The following is a 15,763-nucleotide window of genomic DNA, read 5'->3' on the forward strand; positions in this document are numbered from 1 at the left end:
GCCCACCGTCACCGCGACGGGCATCCCATCGGTCGCGGAGGTGGCTGAACTGGCTTCGCTGTGTCGTTGCGCACCGTGCTCCTCACGTCCGCCACGCCCGCCCACGACCTTGTCCGCCTGCGCCGGCTCGGCGCGCTGCGGATCGAACTGTCCGGCCTGTCGCCGGGCGACGAACAACCGCCCGCGAAGCAGTGCCGGACGCGGACCTGGTCCTGCGCCCGGCCCAGCCGGCCGCCGAACGCTGAGCGAGTGCGCGAGGAATTCGAAACAAACGATCGCGAGTACCGCCTCGCAGCCGTGACGAAAACCTTCGGCGCGGCGGAACAGACCGGGTCCGCGTCTCGGTCCTGCTGGGAACCCGGCGAATCCGGCCTGCGGCAGGCGAGCGGGCCGCCCCGGAACCCGCCGCGCGGCCCGGCGCTGTGCGCGCTGATCACCTTGGCCGGTCGCCTCGCGTCGCTGCCGCCCGCCCGCTGGTTGTGCAGGCGGCTCGACGACCGGCGTGCCATGGCCGGGTGGACGCCCCCGCTGGGTTCGACGCGTCTGCCGGGGGCAGGCGACCGGCTCGCGCTCGCCCAGTGGGACGTGGTGCACGTGAAGTCCACGCGCACGCGGGAGCCGAGCGCGACGCTCCGCGCGCGTCGAAGGGATGGTGGTCATGCCGGAGCGCGACCGGCTCTCCGTGCTCGACCACGACCACGTCCGGTACTGGAACACCAACGACGTGGCAACCCGAAGGAGAATCCGTCGACGACCAGGCCATGACGTCGGCGACCGACGGCGCCTGGTCACCCGTAGGCGCGTTCCTCGCCACGGTGTCGGACGACTGCACCGTCCGCGTGTTCGGCACCGCCGCCGGCAGCCGGCGCACCGAGTTCCGGCTCGCCGGTGAATCGACGGGGGTCGACTCTGGCTGACCGGTTCGCGATTGGCCGTCGTCGGGGCGCACGGGGTGCACTGGTTCGAATTCCGGCTCGGGAGCGAACCGGCGATGGCGGAGCTGAGCTACTCCTCGCGCGGTGCCGACCCCGGCAACGGTTTCCGTGCCGATTCCCGAACGAAGTAGATGCACCCGGCGCCGATCGCGCCCGCGATCATGAGGTACCACGCCGGCCAGTTCAGGTCGCCCGTCGCGGAGACCAGAGCGCTCATCACCGTCGCCGTGGTGCCGCCGAACAGGGACACCGAGATGTTGAACGCGATGGACAGCCCACCGGCACGGATGCGGGTCGGGAAGAGCGCCGGGAGGGTGGCCGGGAGGATCGCGGAGAACAGCACGAGGACCAGGCCCATGATCAGCAGGCCGAAGAAAGTCGCGGTGGTGCCACCCGTGCGCACGAGCAGCACGGCGGGCAGCGAGAGCACGATGAGGCCCACGCAGCCGACCATGACGACCGGGCGCCGCCCCACCTTGTCGGACAGGCGGCCGATGAACGTGATCACCACCATGAGCAGCACGAGCACCACGATCTGCAGGATCTCCGACGCCGTCTTGGAGATGCCCGTGTGGTGGGCCGGGAGCGTTTCGGTCAGGTACGTCGGCATGTAGCTGGTGAGCATGTAGTTCGCGACGTTCCACGTCAGCACCAGCCCGGCGCACAGCACCATCGCGGGCCAGTACTTCGTGAACACCGCCTTGAGCTCCGCCCCGAACGACTGGACTCGCTGCTGCGCCTTCTCCTTCTCCTGCAGCTGCGCGAATGCCGGTGACTCCTCGAGCCGCCGCCGCAGGTAGAGGCCGACGGCGCCGAGGGGCAGCGCGAGCAGGAACGGGAGCCGCCAGCCCCACGTCAGCAGCTGCTCGTCGGACAGGACCGCGCTGAGCACGGTCGCAATCGTCGCGCCGAACGCGTACCCGGTGAGCGTGCCGAACTCCAGCCAGCTGCCGAAGAACCCGCGCCGGCGGTCGGGGGCGTACTCGGCGATGAACGTCATGGCGTTGCCGTACTCGCCACCCGTCGAGATGCCCTGGACCAGGCGCGCGAGCAGCACCAGCGTGGGCGCGGCGAGGCCGATGGCGCCGTAGCTGGGGATGACGCCGAGGCCGAAAGTGCCGAGCGCCATGACGATCACGGTCAGCGACAGGACTCTCTTGCGGCCGATGCGGTCGCCGAGCGGTCCGAAGATCAGCCCGCCGAACGGCCGGATCAGGAACGAGACCGCGAACACCCCGAACGTCGCGATCTGCCCGGCGGACGCGGGCAGGTCCGTGAAGAAGACCTTCTGGATTGTGGTCGCCAGATAGCCGTAGACGCCGAAGTCGTACCACTCGGTGATGTTGCCGATCGCCGCCGCGCCGACCGCCCGTTTGATCACCGCGGGTTCGACGACCTGGACGTCACCGCTCGAAACTCCGCCGTTCCCCTGCGTCTCCTCGACCATGAACCCACCTTCCGGCCACCACCCGTTCAGCGGCCGCGTACGAGTGTCCAACGGATCGGCGTGCTTCGCTGACTCACCACTGTCACTCCTGGTGAACGGGTGACGCCCACCTCACCCGAGTGCCGCCGATTAGGTCCGCACCACCCGGGTAGCCACCCGGGAGACAGCGGTGCCCGGGAGGTGCCGGACCCGATGCGCTCGTCAGGAGCCCGCCGTGAAAGCTGTTGTGTACCAAGGATCGTTCGACGTCGCGGTGAAGGACGTCCCCGACCCCCGGCTCGAGAAGCCGTCGGACGCGATCATCCGGATCTCACCACGTCGAACATCTGCGGTTCGGACCTGCACCCGTACGAGGGACGCGCGCCGCTCGACGAGGGGATGGTGCTGGGCCACGAGAACATGGGCGTCGTCGAGGAGGTCGGCGGCGCGGTCGAGCGGATCTCGGTGGGCGACCGGGTGTCGGTGCCGTTCAACATCGCCTGCGGCACCTGCCGCAACTGCACGGCCGGCTGGACGAACGCGTGCCTGCGCGCGAACCCGACGGGCCGGCCGACCGCCGGATACGGCTACCCGATGATGGGCCCGTACTGGGGCGGGCAGGCGGAGTACCTGCGCGTGCCGTGGGCGGAGTTCAACCTGCTCAAGCTGCCGAAAGGCACGGACCACGAGAGCGACTTCACGATGCTGTCGGACATCTTCCCGACCGGCTACCACGGCGCGGAGCTGGCCGGCGTGTCGCCGGGCGACACGGTGGCCGTGTTCGGCGCCGGCCCGGTCGGGCTCATGGCGGCGCACTCCGCGATGCTGCGCGGCGCGTCGCAGGTGTTCGTCGTCGACAAGGAACCGGACCGGTTGCGCCTGGCCGAGCGGTTCGACGTCACCCCGATCGACTTCTCCGCCACCGACCCCACCGCGTTCATCACCGACGCCACCGGCGGCACCGGCGTCGACTGCGGCATCGAGGCCGTCGGGTACCAGGCGCACGACCACACCGGCCAGGAGCACCCGGAGATGGTGCTGGACAAGCTGGTCGAGGTCGTGCAGTCGACCGGCCGCATCGGGGTGGTGGGCGTGTACAACCCGCAGGACCCGGGCGCGGCGACCGAAGGCGCGAAGGAGGGCCGCATCGGGTTCGACTACGGATCCGTGTTCGACAAGAACATCACCCTGGGCCACGGCCAGTGCCCGGTGAAGCGCTACAACCGGCAGCTTCGCGACCTCATCATCCGCGACCGCGCGCACCCTGGACTCATCGTGTCCCACGATCTGCCCCTCGACGACGCGCCGCGGGGCTACGACCAATTCGACAAACGCGCCGACGGCCGGACGAAGGTTCTGCTCCACCCGGCAGGCTGAGCGGCGGCGCCCGCGTGAGACCAGACGGGCGCGGGACCGGCCGAACCTCCCGCGCTCGCCGCGAAACCGCCCCGGCCGCCGCGTCCGCGGCCGGGGCGGGTCCACGTCGTGACGGCCCAGCTGTGCACTGCGACTTCGGTCGCACGAGCCCGGCGGTGGCCGGTTTCCCGGCGCGCGCCGAGGGCCGGGTGGTGCCCCGCAGGCTCGGCCTTTCTTCGCGAGCACCTCGACGACGTCGTCCTTCGGCATCGGCGAGCGGACGGGCTTGCCCATTGGTGAGGCCCGATTCGCCGGCGCCTCCCGGAGAGGCTCGGCTCCAGCACGGTGTCGCGGGGAAGGCCTCTGTCCCCTGAACGATGCCCGGGGCTGTGCGGCAGTGTTCACGACGCAGCGACCGCGAAGCCCTGGCCGGTGGGCTGCGGGGGCCTCCCTCCCTGTGCGGCCCTAGCAGAGGGATCCCCCCACGCCGGGGCGGATCTTCACGCGCGTGCACGTGTAGCCGAGCCGAACCCGGGTAGCCCTCGTGGACTGGACCTCCGGAGCCGCGCCCAGCTGCCACGACCTGGCCGCGGCTCCGATCCCCGGCCGGGCGGTGGGGCCCCGGGCCACCGCCCGGCCCGCGCGCACCCGCGCTCCCGCGCAGATTCCTTGGCCAAGCGGGACGACCACCTGCGGCTCACCGCCCCCGCCGATGCCGGCCGGACCCTCAACCTGCTACCGGTGATGTGTTCGAATTCGGCTGAACCGAAGCGAATCGGGCGACCGGCTCACGGGGCCGACGGCGGTGCCACCGGCGGGCGTAGCGGCCCGGGCGGTTGCGGCGGCTCACCACCAGCAGGCTCGTACCCGAAGGCAGGACGATCGCTACGCCACCCACAAATCCCCTGGCGTGAACCTCTTCCCTTCCGCCGGATCGCACCCGCACGAAGGGTTCACCGCGGCACCGCCCAGTTCCGCCGGCACCGACCGGGTCTATCGCCGACCGCCGGTGATGTCCACGGTGCTCGAATTCGGCCGGCTGAACCGAAGGAAATCGGACGACCGGTTCACGGGGTCGGTGGCGGTGGCGCCGGCGGGCCTGTCAGCCCGGGTGGTTGCGGCGGCTCAGCCACCGGATGGCTCGGCGGTGCCCGAGAGCAGGACGATCGCTGAGCCACCGCCGGCCCCCTGGCATGAACCTCTTCAGATCCGCCAAATCGCACCGTGCGCGAACGGTTCACCGCGCCAACGCGAAGTCCGACAGCGCGGTCCGGGTCGTCAGCCGGCTGACGGCAATGTCCACAGTGTTCGAATTCGGCTCAACCAAGGGAATCGGACGAGCGGCTCACGGGTCAGTGGCGGTGGCACCGGGGGCCTGACGGCCGGGCGGTTGCGGCGGCTCAGCCACCGGATGGCTCGGCGGTGCCCGAAAGCAGGACAGCCGCTGAGCCACCCACTAATCCCCTGGCATGGATCTCTTCAGATCCGCGAGAAGGCACCGCGCACCACGGGTTTACGGCGGCACCGCCCAACTCCGCCGACACCGGTCGGGTGACGGCAATATTGCCCACGGTGTTCGAATTCGGCCCCATCGAAGCGAATCGGGCGGCCAGCTCATCGGGTCGGCGGCGATCACACCGGCGGGTCCAGCAGCCCGGATGGTTACACGGCTCAGCCACCGGAAGGCTCGGCGGTACCCAAAAGCCAGGACGATCGCCTAGCCACCACACAAATCCCCTGGCATGGACCTCTTCAGATCCGCGAGAAGGCACCGCGCACCACGGGTTTACGGCGGCACCGCCCAACTCCGCCGACACTGGTCGGGTGACGGCAATATTGCCCACGGTGTTCGAATTCGGCCCCATCGAAGCGAATCGGGCGGCCAGCTCATCGGGTCGGCGACGATCACACCGGCGGGTCCAACAGCCCGGATGGTTACGCCGGCTCAGCCACCGGAGGGCTCGGCGGTGCCCCGAAAGCAGGATGATCGCTGAACCACCCACAAATCCCCTGGCGTGAATCTGTTCGCTTCCGCCGGATCGCACCCCGCACGCAGGGTTCACGGCGGCACCGCCCAAGTCTGCCGGCACCGACCGGGTCAACGGCCGGCTGCCGATGATGCCCACCGTGTTTGAATTCGGCTCAACGACGCGCAAACGGACGACCGGTTCACGGGGTCGGTGGCGGCGGCACCGGCGGAGTCGGTGGGCCGGGCGGGTCCGGCGGCTCGGGCACCGGCGGCACCGGACCGGGTGGGCCCGGCGGGTCGGGCACCGGCGGGTTCGGCGGCCCGGGCGGGCCCGGCGGCTCAGGCACTGGTGGCACCGGCGGGGTCGGCGGCACCGGCCCCGGTGGTCCCGGTGGCTCGGGCACCGGCGGTATCGGCGGGTCCGGCGGCCCGGGCGGGGACGGTGCCGGATCGGGGGTCGGGCGCGGGCCCGGGTCGGGGCCCGGCGGGACGGGGTGCACCACGGTGGAACTCCTTTCGCGGGAACGCGGTCAGCCGACCGCGAGGACCGTTTTTCCGCGGCCGTGCCCGGAATCGAGGCGTTCGTGGGCTTCCCGCACGCGCTCGAGCGGCAGCACGTCGCTCACGACGGGGCGGGCCTGGCCGCGTTCGAAGACCGGGGTCAGCTCCCGCAGCCGGGCGCGTTCGCGGGTGAGCATGATGCCGTGCAGGACCTGGTTGCGCTGGTAGAGATCCGGCAGTTCGCCGGCTGGCGGCAGCACCGTCGCGAGCCGGCCGAAGTCGCGGGCCGCGCGGCACGAGGTGGCGAGGTTCTCGCCGCCGACGAGGTCCAGCACGGCGTCTGCGCCGCGGCCGCCGGTCTCGGCGCGGGTTACTTCGGCGGCGTCGGCGCTCCGGTAGTCCACGGCGACCGCGCCTAGCTCCCGCAGAAGGTCCTGGTTTCCCGGCCCCGCCGTCGCGAGCACCCGCGCGCCGGCGGCCACCGCGAACTGCACGGCGAAGCTCCCCACGCCCCCGGCGCCGCCTTGCACCAGCACCGTCTCGCCCGGCCGCACGGCCAGCCGCCGCACGATCGCCTCCCACGCCGTACCCCCGGCGAGCGGGATCGCCGCCGCTTCCACGAAACTCAGGCCCTGCGGCTTGGGCGCGACGATCGCGGCCGCGGCCACGCAGAACTCGGCGTATCCGCCCCACCGCGCGGTCAGCTCCGGCGTGCAGAAGACCTCGTCCCCCACCGCCAGGTCGGTCACCCCGGCGCCGACGGCGTCGACGATCCCCGCCACGTCGCCGCCCAGCACGGCCGGCAGCTCGAGCTCCGGCATCGCCACGCCCTGGCGGATCTTCGCTTCGACCGGGTTCGTGGCAGCCGCCGCCACGTGGATCCGCACCTCCCCCGGCCCAGGCTCGGGCAGCTCCACCTCGGCGGGGGTCAGCACCTCGGGACCACCGAACTCCCTGATCTGAACTGCGCGCATCGTCATGCCGTCCGCGTACCCGTCGATCAGCGGTCGAAACGGCCGCGATGGTCCGACCGGGTGAACGTCCGGGTAACGCGCCCGCCGCACGGGTAGGTGTGTAGACAGCATCCTCTGCCCCACAACGAAATGAGCCCGCGCATGACCGCCCGGCGGCGAACGGCCGGCCCGCTGCCCGGAGCCGACGAGGCCGTGCTCGTCAAAGAACGCGTCCGCACCGTGCAGGTGAGAGGTCCCCTCGACACCGCGGGCGCCGCGGACTTCGGCCAGCAGCTGCAGACCGCCGCGCTCGACGGCAGATCCGACGTGGTCGTCGACGTCACCGCGGCCAGCGACATCTCCGTCGCCGGGGTCCGGGTCCTGCTGCGGTTCGCCGAGGCCCTCGCCGCCGAGCGGCGGCGCGTCCGGGTCGTGACCGGCGAACGGCTCGTCGCGCGCCTCATCTGGGCCGCCCACGCGGGCGACCTGCTCGACCTGCACCTCACGATCCGCTCCGCCCGTGCGGCCGCCGAGCGCGGACACCACACGTGAGGGCCACCGCCCCGGGTTCCCGTGCGGCACACTGGAGCCATGGCCCGCCCCTCGACCGATGTACCCGCGACCACCGCCGACGCGGTCACCGACGCCGTGCTCACCGCGTCGCGGCTGCTCGTCGCCGTGTCCGCGCGGTCCATCGCCGCGGCCGGTGACCTGATCACGCTCCCCCAGTTCCGGGTGCTCGTGATCCTGCACTCGCGCGGCACGCTGAACCAAGCGGCGCTGGCCGGACTCGTCGGCGTCACCCCGTCGACGACGAGCCGCATGGTCGACCGCCTCGTCGCCGTCGGCATGGTGGCGCGCCAGGACAGCCCATCGTCTCGGCGCGAGATCGTCGTCGAGCTCACCGGCGAGGGCGAGCGCGTCGTGCGCCTCGTCACCGGCCGCCGACGCCGTGAGATCGCACGGATCGTCGCGAAGATGCCCGAAGGCGCGCGGCACGGCCTCGTCGAAGCGCTGACGGCCTTCGCCGAGGCGGGCGGCGAACCACCCGCCAGGACTTCGATCGACGCCGCCTGGTTCTGACCGCGGTCCTATTCGGACAGACCGGTGCGAACGGCCTGGTGGGTGAGCCAGCCCGTCAGCTCGCGTCCCGCGCCGAGCACGGGCAGGCCGGTGCCGGGTGCGTCGGCGAGTTGCTTGCACTGCGTCCGCCAGGCTGGTCTCGCACGTCACCTCCGGTGGCAGCTCGACCAGGTCGCCGACATTCCCTCGGACCGCGCGCCACCGCGTCGGCGACGGCGCGCGCGGTCACACAACCCTGGTACTCACTGCCCGCCGTCACCGGCAGCACGCCGTGCCCGGACACCGCCAGTGCGTGCGCCGCCGCCGCGAGCGGCACCGCGGTGTCGAGCGGCTGCGACAACGGCTCGACGACGGCGGCGACGGGCTTCCCGCCCAGCCGCCGCGCCGCGGGTGAGCAGTCCAGGTCCACCCCGCGGCGGCGCAGTTTCGGGGTATCGATCGTGTCCCGGCTCAGCGCGCGGCTGATCGCGGTCGCGATCACGATCACGATCAGCATCGGCAGGATCACCGAGTACTGGCCGGTGAGTTCGAACGCACGATCACCGCCGTGATCGGCGCCCGGGCCGCCCCCGCGAACGCTGCACCCATCCCGATCAGTCCGTAGACCCCCGGCGAGGCAGTCACCGAGGGCGGGCTCCTGTGCACCACGATGCCGAACGCCGTCCCCGCCATCGCACCGATGAACAACAACGGCGCGAACACGCCGCCCGACCCGCCGATGCCGATCGTGAGGCTCGTGGCCAGCACCTTACCGACGAGCAGCACCAGCAGGAACGCCAGCGCGTAGCGGCCTTCGACGGCGTTCTGCAGCACCGGATAACCGACGCCGTACATCTGCGGCAGCACCAGCAGCAGTCCGCCGAGCACCACGCCACCGGCAGCCGGCCGGAGCCACTCGGGCCCGCGCCACAGCCGGTCGCACACGTCCTCGACCAGGTAGAGCACGCGCGTGAACGCCACCCCGCACGTCCCGGCCACCAGGCCCAGCACCCCGAAGAGCAGGTACTCGACCGTGTTGGCCAGGCCGAACGGCGGCAGGTCGAGGAACGGGGTGTTCCCGAACACGGCCCGGCCCACCACGCTCGCCGTGACACTCGCCAGCACGACCGCACCGAACGATTCGGCCGCGAAGTCCCGCAGGATCACCTCCATCGCGAAGAACGGTCCGGCGAGCGGCGCGTTGAAGGTGGCCGCGATCCCGCCGGCCGCACCGCACGCGACCAGCACACGCAACCTGGGCTCGGGCAGCCGCGCGACGCGCCCGAGCGTCGACCCGAGTGCCGAACCGATCTGCACGATCGGCCCCTCCCGCCCGACGGACCCGCCGGACTCCATCGTCAGCGCCGAGGCCAGCGCCTTCACGGCGCTCACCGGCGCCGGGATCCGCCCGCCTCCGCTCGGCCACGGCGAACATCACCTCGGGGACACCGTGGCCGCGGGCTTCCGGCGCGAACTTCTGCACCAACGGCCCGTAGACAGCCCGGCGACGACGGGCGCCAGCAGGAACAACGGCCCGAGCGCCAGGAACCACGGGTGTGCGGCGCGGCCGGCCGCGGAGTAGTCGTCCCGCCCGGAGAACAGCCGGGTGAACGCGGTGATGAGCCACCGGAACACCACTGCGCCCAGGCCGGCTCCGGCCCCGATCAGCAGCGCGAGGGCAACGAGCCCGGAGGCGCGTTCGCGCAGCCAGCGCCCGAACGGAAGGCGGGCGCGCACACGGGGCGGGACAGTTCGTTGGCGGACGACACCATTGCAGTATGCAACACTTGCCCTGATCATCGATCAGATCTCGGCGCCCGCACGGGAACCGGTCACTTCCCGCTCAGCAGCTCCCAGGTCGCGGCGGTCGTCGCGCCATACGCGAGGTGCGGTACGAGGTCCGACAGCCACGCGTCGGCATCCCAGTCGCGCACGTCCGTCACACCCAGCAGGGCCATCGGCACGGCCGAACCCACGTTCGCCGCCACCGCGGCGCCGAGGACGAGCAGCAGAGCGGGCGCGCGGTCCAGCCGCGACCGGACGAGTCCGTACACGAGCCCGACGCCCGTACCCGTGACCAATCCGAGCAGCGCGCCGAGTCCCGAGCGCCGGTGGCCTGCGACTTGTTCACCGCCGGGCAGGCCACGGCCGGTCAGCTCTTCCACGCGGGCGACCGTCTCTTCGGGCGTCGTGCTCGGCGGGCGGCCCCGCAGAGCCATGTCGGCGTAGGTGACGGCGTTCAACGCCGTGGCACCGGCCGCGCCCGCGGCGAGACCGGCGAGGAGGTTCCTGTTCATGGCTCCGGGGTGCCCCGCCCCGGCCGTCCCACACCTCCCGGTCAGCCGGGGGTGAAATTGTCGTCGACGCGGTCGGCGAGGCTGCCGAGCACCCGGTCGGCGAGATCACCCGGCCCGGAACACTTCAGCTGCACGGAAACCCGGCTCGAACCGGCACCGGCACTCTCGATGGTGAAGTCCGCGCTCCCGGCCGGCCACGCGAAGCGCACGTGCGGCGGGTGCCCTCGCACGGCACATCGTCCGGTGGCACGCCGATGACGTCGGTGAACCACCCGCGGGCGCGGTCCGTCGCGGTGTTCACCACGATCTCGGGCAGCGCACCCATCCCGCGGGCCGCTTCGAGCGTCGGCACCGCGTCAGCCGCGCTCACGGCTGCCCTCGCGGTCGCTCGCTGCTTCGCGTTCGGCGAGTTCGCGTTGCTCGTCCGGTGTCAGCTCGGCGGCGCCGCTGAGTTCGCGGTCGAGAGTCGTGTCGGGGCGGGGGTCCGGTTCGGAACTGGTCATGCCGGCGGCTACCCGCGGGGCCGGAGCCGAAACCCGTGCGTGAGCCGGCGGCGTCCGCGTACCCGCCGCGTTGACCAGGAGGTGACCATGCCCGTGCTGACCCGCGCCCTCGGCGCCGCGACCGGGGCGTACAGGGCGACGACCATCGTTTTCCCCGCGTGCTGACGAAGCCGTGCGGCCTGCCCACGACCACCGGGGTGCGCACGCTCGTCGCGGCGATCGGCCCGCGCGACACCGCCATCGGGCTCGGGATAGTGCTCGCCCCGGACGGCGCGCCGCTGCGTACCGCGTTGAGCGCGCGGATCGCGTCGGACACGGCGGACGCCCTCGTCTTCGGGTTCGGCCTGCCGGACCGGTGTGCTCGCCCGACGGTCGTGGCCGCGGCACTGGGCTGGGCCGCGCTGTGCGCGGTGTCGGCCTTCACGCGCTGACCGACGCCCGCACGGCCTGCGGTGCCCGGTGGCTGAGCACCACAAGGCCCACCAGCAGCATCGCCAGCCCGGCGCACTCGCCGGCGAGCGCCGCCGGGCCGCGGTGCACCCGTTCCCCCAGCCAGAGCCAGCCGATGAGCACGCTGACGACCGGGTCGAGCGCGAGCATCAGGGCGAGCGCCGGTGAGAGCGCGACCTCGGCGCGAAAGCGTTCTGGCTCAGCAGGAATCCGCCGGCTCCGCACACGATCACGGCGTACAGCGGCCAGTCGGTCACCGCGGTGAGCGGTCCGTGGGCAAAATCGGCGGCGGCGAGCTTCCAGGCACGCGGTGACGCCGAAGAGCACCCCGGTGGCGGCGGCGAGGGCGAGTGCCCGCGGCTGACCGGGCTTGCGCGCCGCGACCACGAGGGACACCACCAGCACACCCGCGAGCACCGCGGCGAGCGGTACGACTTCGCCGAGGGTCAGCCGGTCCGCACCCGGTGAGGGACGTGCCACGGCCAGGAACACCGCGATCCCGCCGGCGGTCAGCGCGCTGCCGCCGAGCACCACGCGGTCGGGCCGACGGCGAGCGAGCACCGCGAACACCAGCCCGAGCGCGAGCACCGGCTGCACGAGCACGAGCGGCCCGGTGCTCAACGCCACCCACTGCAGCACCACGCCGGCCGCGCTCGCCCCGAGGGAGGCGAGCCACTGCCGTTGCGTGACCAGCGATCGCAGGATGCCGAAGCGAACCGCGCCGAGCTGACCCGTTTCGCGCGCCGCGCGGTGCTGCAGGGCCCCGGTCGTACCGAAGGCCAGCGCGCCCAGCACCGCTGCAGGGACGGCGAGCCACCACGAATCCACTCGCCACCACCCGCCTTTCCCGCAGTCGGCCGTGACCCGAACAGGGCACCGGACGGTCAACCGCTTCGCCACCGGCTACCCCGTTCGCGTGGCGGAGGAACGATCACCGGGCAGTGGATTGCGGCTGAGCGCGCGCGGGTTGCACCGGGTGGCGGTCGTGGCCGCGGAGGTACTGCTGATCTTGCTCGCGCTGTGGGCCCTGTGCGAGGCGATCACGAACCTGAGCTTCGTGCTGATCCCCGTCGGATGGCGGTCCTGCTCGCGGCGTTCCTGCAGCCCGTGGCCGGGTTCTTCGCCCGCCACGGCGTCGCCCGCGGCCTCGCCACGGTGCTCGCGATGATGCTCGGCACGGCTGTCGTCGCGGGGCTGCTGACGTTCGTGGTCTTCGCCGTGCAGCGCGAACTCCCGCGGCTGGGCGACGAAGTCGGCACCGGCGTCGCCCGCCTGCGCGACTGGCTGCGTGCGAGCCCGTGGCACGTGGGCGACCAGCAACTGGAGCTCCTGCTGCGCCGCGGTGAACAGTGGCTCGACCAGCACCAGCAGGCGCTGCTTTCGGGCACGCTCGGCGTGTTCGGCACCCTCACCGAAGCGATCGCGGGCGGCCTGCTCGCGATCGTCACGCTCGCCCTGGTCCTCTCCGGCGGACCGCGGATGTGGTCCACCGGGCTGCGCCTGGTGCGGCCCGCCATCGCCGGATTCGTCGACGAAGCCGGCACGCGGCGTTCCGCAGCATCGTCCACTACGTCCGCACCACCACGCTCATCGCGCTGCTCGACGCCCCGGGTATCGGCCCCGGCCTCGTCGTGCTCGACGTCCCGCTCGCGCTGCCGCTCGCCGTGCTGGTTTTCCTCGGCGCTTTCGTGAGCGGCACGCTCGCCGTGCTCGCTTGTTGCTGGGCAACGGGTTTGTCACCGCGCTGATCCTGCTGGTGGTCGTGGTCGGTGTGCAGCAGCTCGAAGCGCACGTGCGGCGGCCGGTGCTGACGGGCAGTCTTGCGCACCTGCATCCCCTCGTCGTGCTGCTGGCGATCGCGGCCGGCGGCACGGAAGCGGGCGTGCCGGGTGCGATCTTCGCCGCGCCCGCCGTCGCCGCCGCAGCTGCGGCGCTGCGTGTGCTCGCGGACCGCCGCTTCCGCGCGGCGGATGAAGCCGGCCCATCGCAAGAGGAAGCCTCGTCCCCGACCGCCCTCGCCAGGCACCTGGAGCAGCGCAGTGAAGACCGAGACCGCCACCCAGCGCGGCACGACCCCCCGCGCTGATCACCGCCGTCGTCGCGTTCGCCGTGCAGCAAACGTCGATCGTCCCCGCGGTACACGACGTCCAGCGGGCACTCGGCGGCTCCGCGGAATGGGCGTCGTGGCTGGGCACGGTGTACCTGATGGTGGCCACGGTCGCCACCATGGCGATGGGGCGCCTCGGTGACCTGCACGGCCGCCGCAGGCTCCTGCTGACCGGGCTCGCGCTGTTCGCCGTGGGTTCGATCGGGGCCGCACCGGCGCCGGACCTGGCGGTGCTGATCGGGTTCCGCGCCGTGCAGGAGGTGGGTGCCTCGGTGTACCCGCTCGCGCTCGCCCTCGCGCGCGAGAGCGTGCCCGAAGACCGCCAGACCACCACGATCTCCCTGCTCACCGGCGGCTTCGGGGCCGGCACGGCGATCGGGTTCGCGGCGGGCGGGGTGCTGGCGCAGTTCGTGTCCTGGCGGGCGATCTTCGCGTTCGGGGCAGTGCTCGTCGCCGTCGCGGCCTGGCTCGTGGCCCGCCGGGTGCCGGAGCCCGTAGACCGCGCGATCGGGCGTTTCGACCTGGCGGGGAGCGTGCTGGTGCCGGTGGCGGCGCTGGCGCTGCTCGACGGGCTCACGGTCGCCGCCTCGGCCGGCTGGACGGCACCGCTCACGATCGGGCTGCTGGTGTGGCCGCGGTCGCGGCGCCGGCGTGGGTGCGCCACGAGCGCAAGACAACGGATCCGTTGGTGGGTCTGGGCATTCTGCGCAACCGGCAGGTCGCCGCGGCGAACGTCGCCACCGTCGGGCTCGGCTGGGCGCTGCTCGGTAGTTACCTGCTCGTGCCGCAGTTCGCCCGCGCCGAGCCCGCGCACGCCGGCTTCGGGCTCGGCGCGCACAGCGCCTTCGTCGGACTGCTGACGCTGCCGCTGGCAGTCACCCAGACGGTGTGCGGGCCGGTGAGCGGAGTGGTGAGCCGGAAGACGACCGCGCGGGTCGTCACCGGTGCCGGGCTGGTGCTGGTCGCGGTGGGGCTCGGCGTGCTCACGCTCGCGCGGACCGATGCGCTCGCCGTGGCCGGCGGGATGGTCCTGCTCGGTCTCGGCGCAGGCGCTGCGTTGCAGGCCGACAGCGCGGTCGCCACCGAGGCGGTGGAGCCCGCCGTCGCGGCGGCGTCGGCCTCGGTCAACAGCACCGTGCGCCGGCTCGCGGGCGGGCTCGGCGGTCAGGTGAGCACGCTGATCCTCGCGACGGTGACGGCGGGCTTCCCCGGCTACGTGATCTGCTACCTCGTCGCGATCGGGCTGTGTCTGCTCGGTGCGGCCTCGCTGGCCGGGCGGACTTGACCTCCACCGGGGTCGAGGTTCCAGAATTCACCCATGGATGAAAAAGGCATCACCCTCATCAACGCGTTCGAGATCCCCGCCGACGAAATCGACGCGTTCGTCGAGCAGTGGCGGGAGCGGGCGAAACTCATGCGCGACGCGCCCGGTTTCCGCGACACGCGGCTGCACCGGGCGAAACTCGCGGACGCGCGGTTCCAGCTGGTGAACGTCGCGCACTGGGACAGCGTCGAGGCGTGGCAGGCGGCGACGGAGAACCCGGCGTTCCGGGCATCCGTGGGCACCGTACCCCGTGCGGTCGAGGCGAATCCAGCGCTGTACGACATCGTGGCCGAGTACTGAGTCCACTGAGGAACGGCTCGACCGCGGCGAGGAATCCGAGGGGTCCGAGGCGAAAGGGACGTGCCCGGTCGGCAGGCAGGGTGACCAGCTCGGCGCCGGGGCCGCTTCGCGGGTCCGCGCCCGTGCCGCGGCCGCGCCGGTGATGGCGCGGTCGAGGCCGGTGCGGGGTTTCAGGTGTGCGGGCACCAGTTTCGGCATGACCAGCCGAGTGAGCGCGGGGACGTACAGCCGCCGGCAGAACGCGCGCGGCACCGGGGTGACGGTGGAAACCGCCACTGCTGACGAGCACGAGCCCGGACACGCGGTCCGGGTGGTCGAGGGCGAACTTCGCCGCCGCGTACCCGCCGACGGAATTGCCGACGAAGACGGCGGGCGGCAGCGAAAACTCGCGAACCACGTCGGCCAGGACTTCGGGGAGGAGCGGCCCGGGGACGTTCTCCGGCACGGGTCGGACTGGTCGTGCCCCGCCCAGTCGACGGCGATCGTGCGGTGGCGCTGCACGAGCGGAGCGTCAACAGCGGCGAAGTCGGTGTGGTCGCGCAGCACCGCGTTGCGCAGGACGACCGGCGGGCCATCACTG

Annotated in this window: 18 protein-coding genes and 2 pseudogenes; 10 read left to right on the forward strand and 10 right to left on the reverse strand. The window is 72.5% G+C overall.

The window, feature by feature from the left end:
* Nucleotides 1-761: 761 nt before the first annotated feature.
* Entirely contained in the window at nucleotides 762-917 is a 156-nt protein-coding gene (locus I6J71_RS21565; RefSeq protein ID WP_204096355.1) for a WD40 repeat domain-containing protein, read from the forward strand.
* A gap of 88 nt (nucleotides 918-1,005) precedes the next feature.
* Here I6J71_RS21565 and I6J71_RS21570 read toward each other — a convergent pair whose 3' ends face one another.
* Complete coding sequence (locus tag I6J71_RS21570; RefSeq protein WP_204096356.1) at nucleotides 1,006-2,382, reverse strand: MFS transporter; 1,377 nt, start codon at nucleotides 2,380-2,382, stop codon at nucleotides 1,006-1,008.
* 214 nt (nucleotides 2,383-2,596) lie between these two features.
* Here I6J71_RS21570 and I6J71_RS21575 point away from each other — a divergent pair.
* A pseudogene (locus tag I6J71_RS21575) lies at nucleotides 2,597-3,738 on the forward strand (glutathione-independent formaldehyde dehydrogenase).
* Between the two features lie 2,478 nt (nucleotides 3,739-6,216).
* Here the strand turns inward: I6J71_RS21575 and I6J71_RS21580 are convergent.
* Nucleotides 6,217-7,167 (reverse strand): zinc-binding dehydrogenase, encoded by a 951-nt coding sequence (locus I6J71_RS21580; protein WP_239155129.1) that lies wholly within the window; start codon nucleotides 7,165-7,167, stop codon nucleotides 6,217-6,219.
* A 135-nt stretch (nucleotides 7,168-7,302) separates the two neighbouring features.
* Here I6J71_RS21580 and I6J71_RS21585 point away from each other — a divergent pair, with 135 nt between their 5' ends.
* Together I6J71_RS21585 and I6J71_RS21590 are read left to right on the forward strand one after the other, a co-directional pair.
* Nucleotides 7,303-7,692: an STAS domain-containing protein gene (locus I6J71_RS21585; RefSeq protein ID WP_204096357.1), complete on the forward strand. Its 390-nt coding sequence runs from the start codon at nucleotides 7,303-7,305 to the stop codon at nucleotides 7,690-7,692.
* Nucleotides 7,693-7,731: 39 nt separating this feature from the next.
* Nucleotides 7,732-8,223, forward strand: a complete 492-nt coding sequence (locus I6J71_RS21590) for a MarR family winged helix-turn-helix transcriptional regulator (protein ID WP_204096358.1) — start codon at nucleotides 7,732-7,734, stop codon at nucleotides 8,221-8,223.
* Between the two features lie 55 nt (nucleotides 8,224-8,278).
* On the opposite strand, the gene I6J71_RS50935 is transcribed toward I6J71_RS21590, so the two are convergent.
* The 6 genes from I6J71_RS50935 to I6J71_RS21610 form a co-directional block, all read right to left on the reverse strand.
* Nucleotides 8,279-8,719 (reverse strand): hypothetical protein, encoded by a 441-nt coding sequence (locus I6J71_RS50935; protein WP_370542174.1) that lies wholly within the window; start codon nucleotides 8,717-8,719, stop codon nucleotides 8,279-8,281.
* Nucleotides 8,720-8,727: 8 nt separating this feature from the next.
* A complete protein-coding gene (locus I6J71_RS50940) occupies nucleotides 8,728-9,594 on the reverse strand; it encodes a chloride channel protein (RefSeq protein WP_370542175.1) in 867 nt (288 codons plus the stop codon).
* A 42-nt stretch (nucleotides 9,595-9,636) separates the two neighbouring features.
* On the reverse strand, nucleotides 9,637-9,939 hold the full coding sequence (locus I6J71_RS50945; RefSeq protein ID WP_370542176.1) for a hypothetical protein: 303 nt from the start codon (nucleotides 9,937-9,939) through the stop codon (nucleotides 9,637-9,639).
* 95 nt (nucleotides 9,940-10,034) lie between these two features.
* A complete protein-coding gene (locus tag I6J71_RS21600; RefSeq protein ID WP_204096359.1) occupies nucleotides 10,035-10,499 on the reverse strand; it encodes a hypothetical protein in 465 nt (154 codons plus the stop codon).
* 41 nt (nucleotides 10,500-10,540) lie between these two features.
* Nucleotides 10,541-10,729, reverse strand: coding sequence for a hypothetical protein (locus I6J71_RS21605; protein WP_204096360.1), 189 nt, complete (start codon nucleotides 10,727-10,729; stop codon nucleotides 10,541-10,543).
* Between the two features lie 126 nt (nucleotides 10,730-10,855).
* Nucleotides 10,856-11,002 carry a hypothetical protein gene (locus I6J71_RS21610; RefSeq protein ID WP_204096361.1) on the reverse strand — a complete coding sequence of 49 codons (147 nt, stop codon included), beginning with the start codon at nucleotides 11,000-11,002 and terminating at the stop codon, nucleotides 10,856-10,858.
* A 158-nt stretch (nucleotides 11,003-11,160) separates the two neighbouring features.
* On the opposite strand from I6J71_RS21610, the gene I6J71_RS21615 reads away from it, so the two are divergent.
* On the forward strand, nucleotides 11,161-11,433 hold the full coding sequence (locus I6J71_RS21615; RefSeq protein ID WP_239155131.1) for a hypothetical protein: 273 nt from the start codon (nucleotides 11,161-11,163) through the stop codon (nucleotides 11,431-11,433).
* Here the strand turns inward: I6J71_RS21615 and I6J71_RS21620 are convergent.
* On the reverse strand, nucleotides 11,423-12,280 hold the full coding sequence (locus tag I6J71_RS21620; protein ID WP_239155133.1) for a hypothetical protein: 858 nt from the start codon (nucleotides 12,278-12,280) through the stop codon (nucleotides 11,423-11,425). The genes I6J71_RS21615 and I6J71_RS21620 overlap by 11 nt on opposite strands.
* Before the next feature lie 246 nt (nucleotides 12,281-12,526).
* Here I6J71_RS21620 and I6J71_RS21625 point away from each other — a divergent pair, with 246 nt between their 5' ends.
* From I6J71_RS21625 to I6J71_RS21645, 5 genes are read left to right on the forward strand one after another with little or no spacing between them, the layout of a single operon-like run.
* Nucleotides 12,527-13,144 (forward strand): AI-2E family transporter, encoded by a 618-nt coding sequence (locus I6J71_RS21625; RefSeq protein ID WP_204096362.1) that lies wholly within the window; start codon nucleotides 12,527-12,529, stop codon nucleotides 13,142-13,144.
* Nucleotides 13,145-13,169: 25 nt separating this feature from the next.
* Nucleotides 13,170-13,538 carry an AI-2E family transporter gene (locus I6J71_RS21630; protein WP_204096363.1) on the forward strand — a complete coding sequence of 123 codons (369 nt, stop codon included), beginning with the start codon at nucleotides 13,170-13,172 and terminating at the stop codon, nucleotides 13,536-13,538.
* On the forward strand, nucleotides 13,538-14,419 hold the full coding sequence (locus I6J71_RS50950; RefSeq protein ID WP_370542222.1) for an MFS transporter: 882 nt from the start codon (nucleotides 13,538-13,540) through the stop codon (nucleotides 14,417-14,419). The genes I6J71_RS21630 and I6J71_RS50950 overlap by 1 nt, the downstream gene beginning before the upstream one ends.
* Nucleotides 14,341-14,844, forward strand: a complete 504-nt coding sequence (locus I6J71_RS49830) for a hypothetical protein (protein WP_204097640.1) — start codon at nucleotides 14,341-14,343, stop codon at nucleotides 14,842-14,844. Before I6J71_RS50950 ends, I6J71_RS49830 begins: the two co-directional genes overlap by 79 nt.
* Nucleotides 14,845-14,877: 33 nt before the next feature.
* Nucleotides 14,878-15,183, forward strand: a complete 306-nt coding sequence (locus I6J71_RS21645) for an antibiotic biosynthesis monooxygenase (protein ID WP_204096365.1) — start codon at nucleotides 14,878-14,880, stop codon at nucleotides 15,181-15,183.
* A 325-nt stretch (nucleotides 15,184-15,508) separates the two neighbouring features.
* Here I6J71_RS21645 and I6J71_RS50955 read toward each other — a convergent pair.
* A pseudogene (locus I6J71_RS50955) lies at nucleotides 15,509-15,628 on the reverse strand (hypothetical protein); the annotation flags it as partial.
* Nucleotides 15,629-15,763 lie beyond the last annotated feature (135 nt).

This window comes from Amycolatopsis sp. FDAARGOS 1241 (assembly GCF_016889705.1).
GTDB lineage: Bacteria > Actinomycetota > Actinomycetes > Mycobacteriales > Pseudonocardiaceae > Amycolatopsis.

What these genes read in the sequence shown, in the direction of transcription:
- I6J71_RS21565 (WP_204096355.1), top strand. Translation starts at nt 762, where the DNA reads ATGACGTCGGCGACCGACGGCGCCTGGTCACCCGTAGGCGCGTTCCTC.
- I6J71_RS21570 (WP_204096356.1), bottom strand. Translation starts at nt 2,382, where the DNA reads ATGGTCGAGGAGACGCAGGGGAACGGCGGAGTTTCGAGCGGTGACGTC.
- I6J71_RS21580 (WP_239155129.1), bottom strand. Translation starts at nt 7,167, where the DNA reads ATGACGATGCGCGCAGTTCAGATCAGGGAGTTCGGTGGTCCCGAGGTG.
- I6J71_RS21585 (WP_204096357.1), top strand. Translation starts at nt 7,303, where the DNA reads ATGACCGCCCGGCGGCGAACGGCCGGCCCGCTGCCCGGAGCCGACGAG.
- I6J71_RS21590 (WP_204096358.1), top strand. Translation starts at nt 7,732, where the DNA reads ATGGCCCGCCCCTCGACCGATGTACCCGCGACCACCGCCGACGCGGTC.
- I6J71_RS50935 (WP_370542174.1), bottom strand. Translation starts at nt 8,719, where the DNA reads ATGCTGATCGTGATCGTGATCGCGACCGCGATCAGCCGCGCGCTGAGC.
- I6J71_RS21600 (WP_204096359.1), bottom strand. Translation starts at nt 10,499, where the DNA reads ATGAACAGGAACCTCCTCGCCGGTCTCGCCGCGGGCGCGGCCGGTGCC.
- I6J71_RS21610 (WP_204096361.1), bottom strand. Translation starts at nt 11,002, where the DNA reads ATGACCAGTTCCGAACCGGACCCCCGCCCCGACACGACTCTCGACCGC.
- I6J71_RS21625 (WP_204096362.1), top strand. Translation starts at nt 12,527, where the DNA reads ATGGCGGTCCTGCTCGCGGCGTTCCTGCAGCCCGTGGCCGGGTTCTTC.
- I6J71_RS21645 (WP_204096365.1), top strand. Translation starts at nt 14,878, where the DNA reads ATGGATGAAAAAGGCATCACCCTCATCAACGCGTTCGAGATCCCCGCC.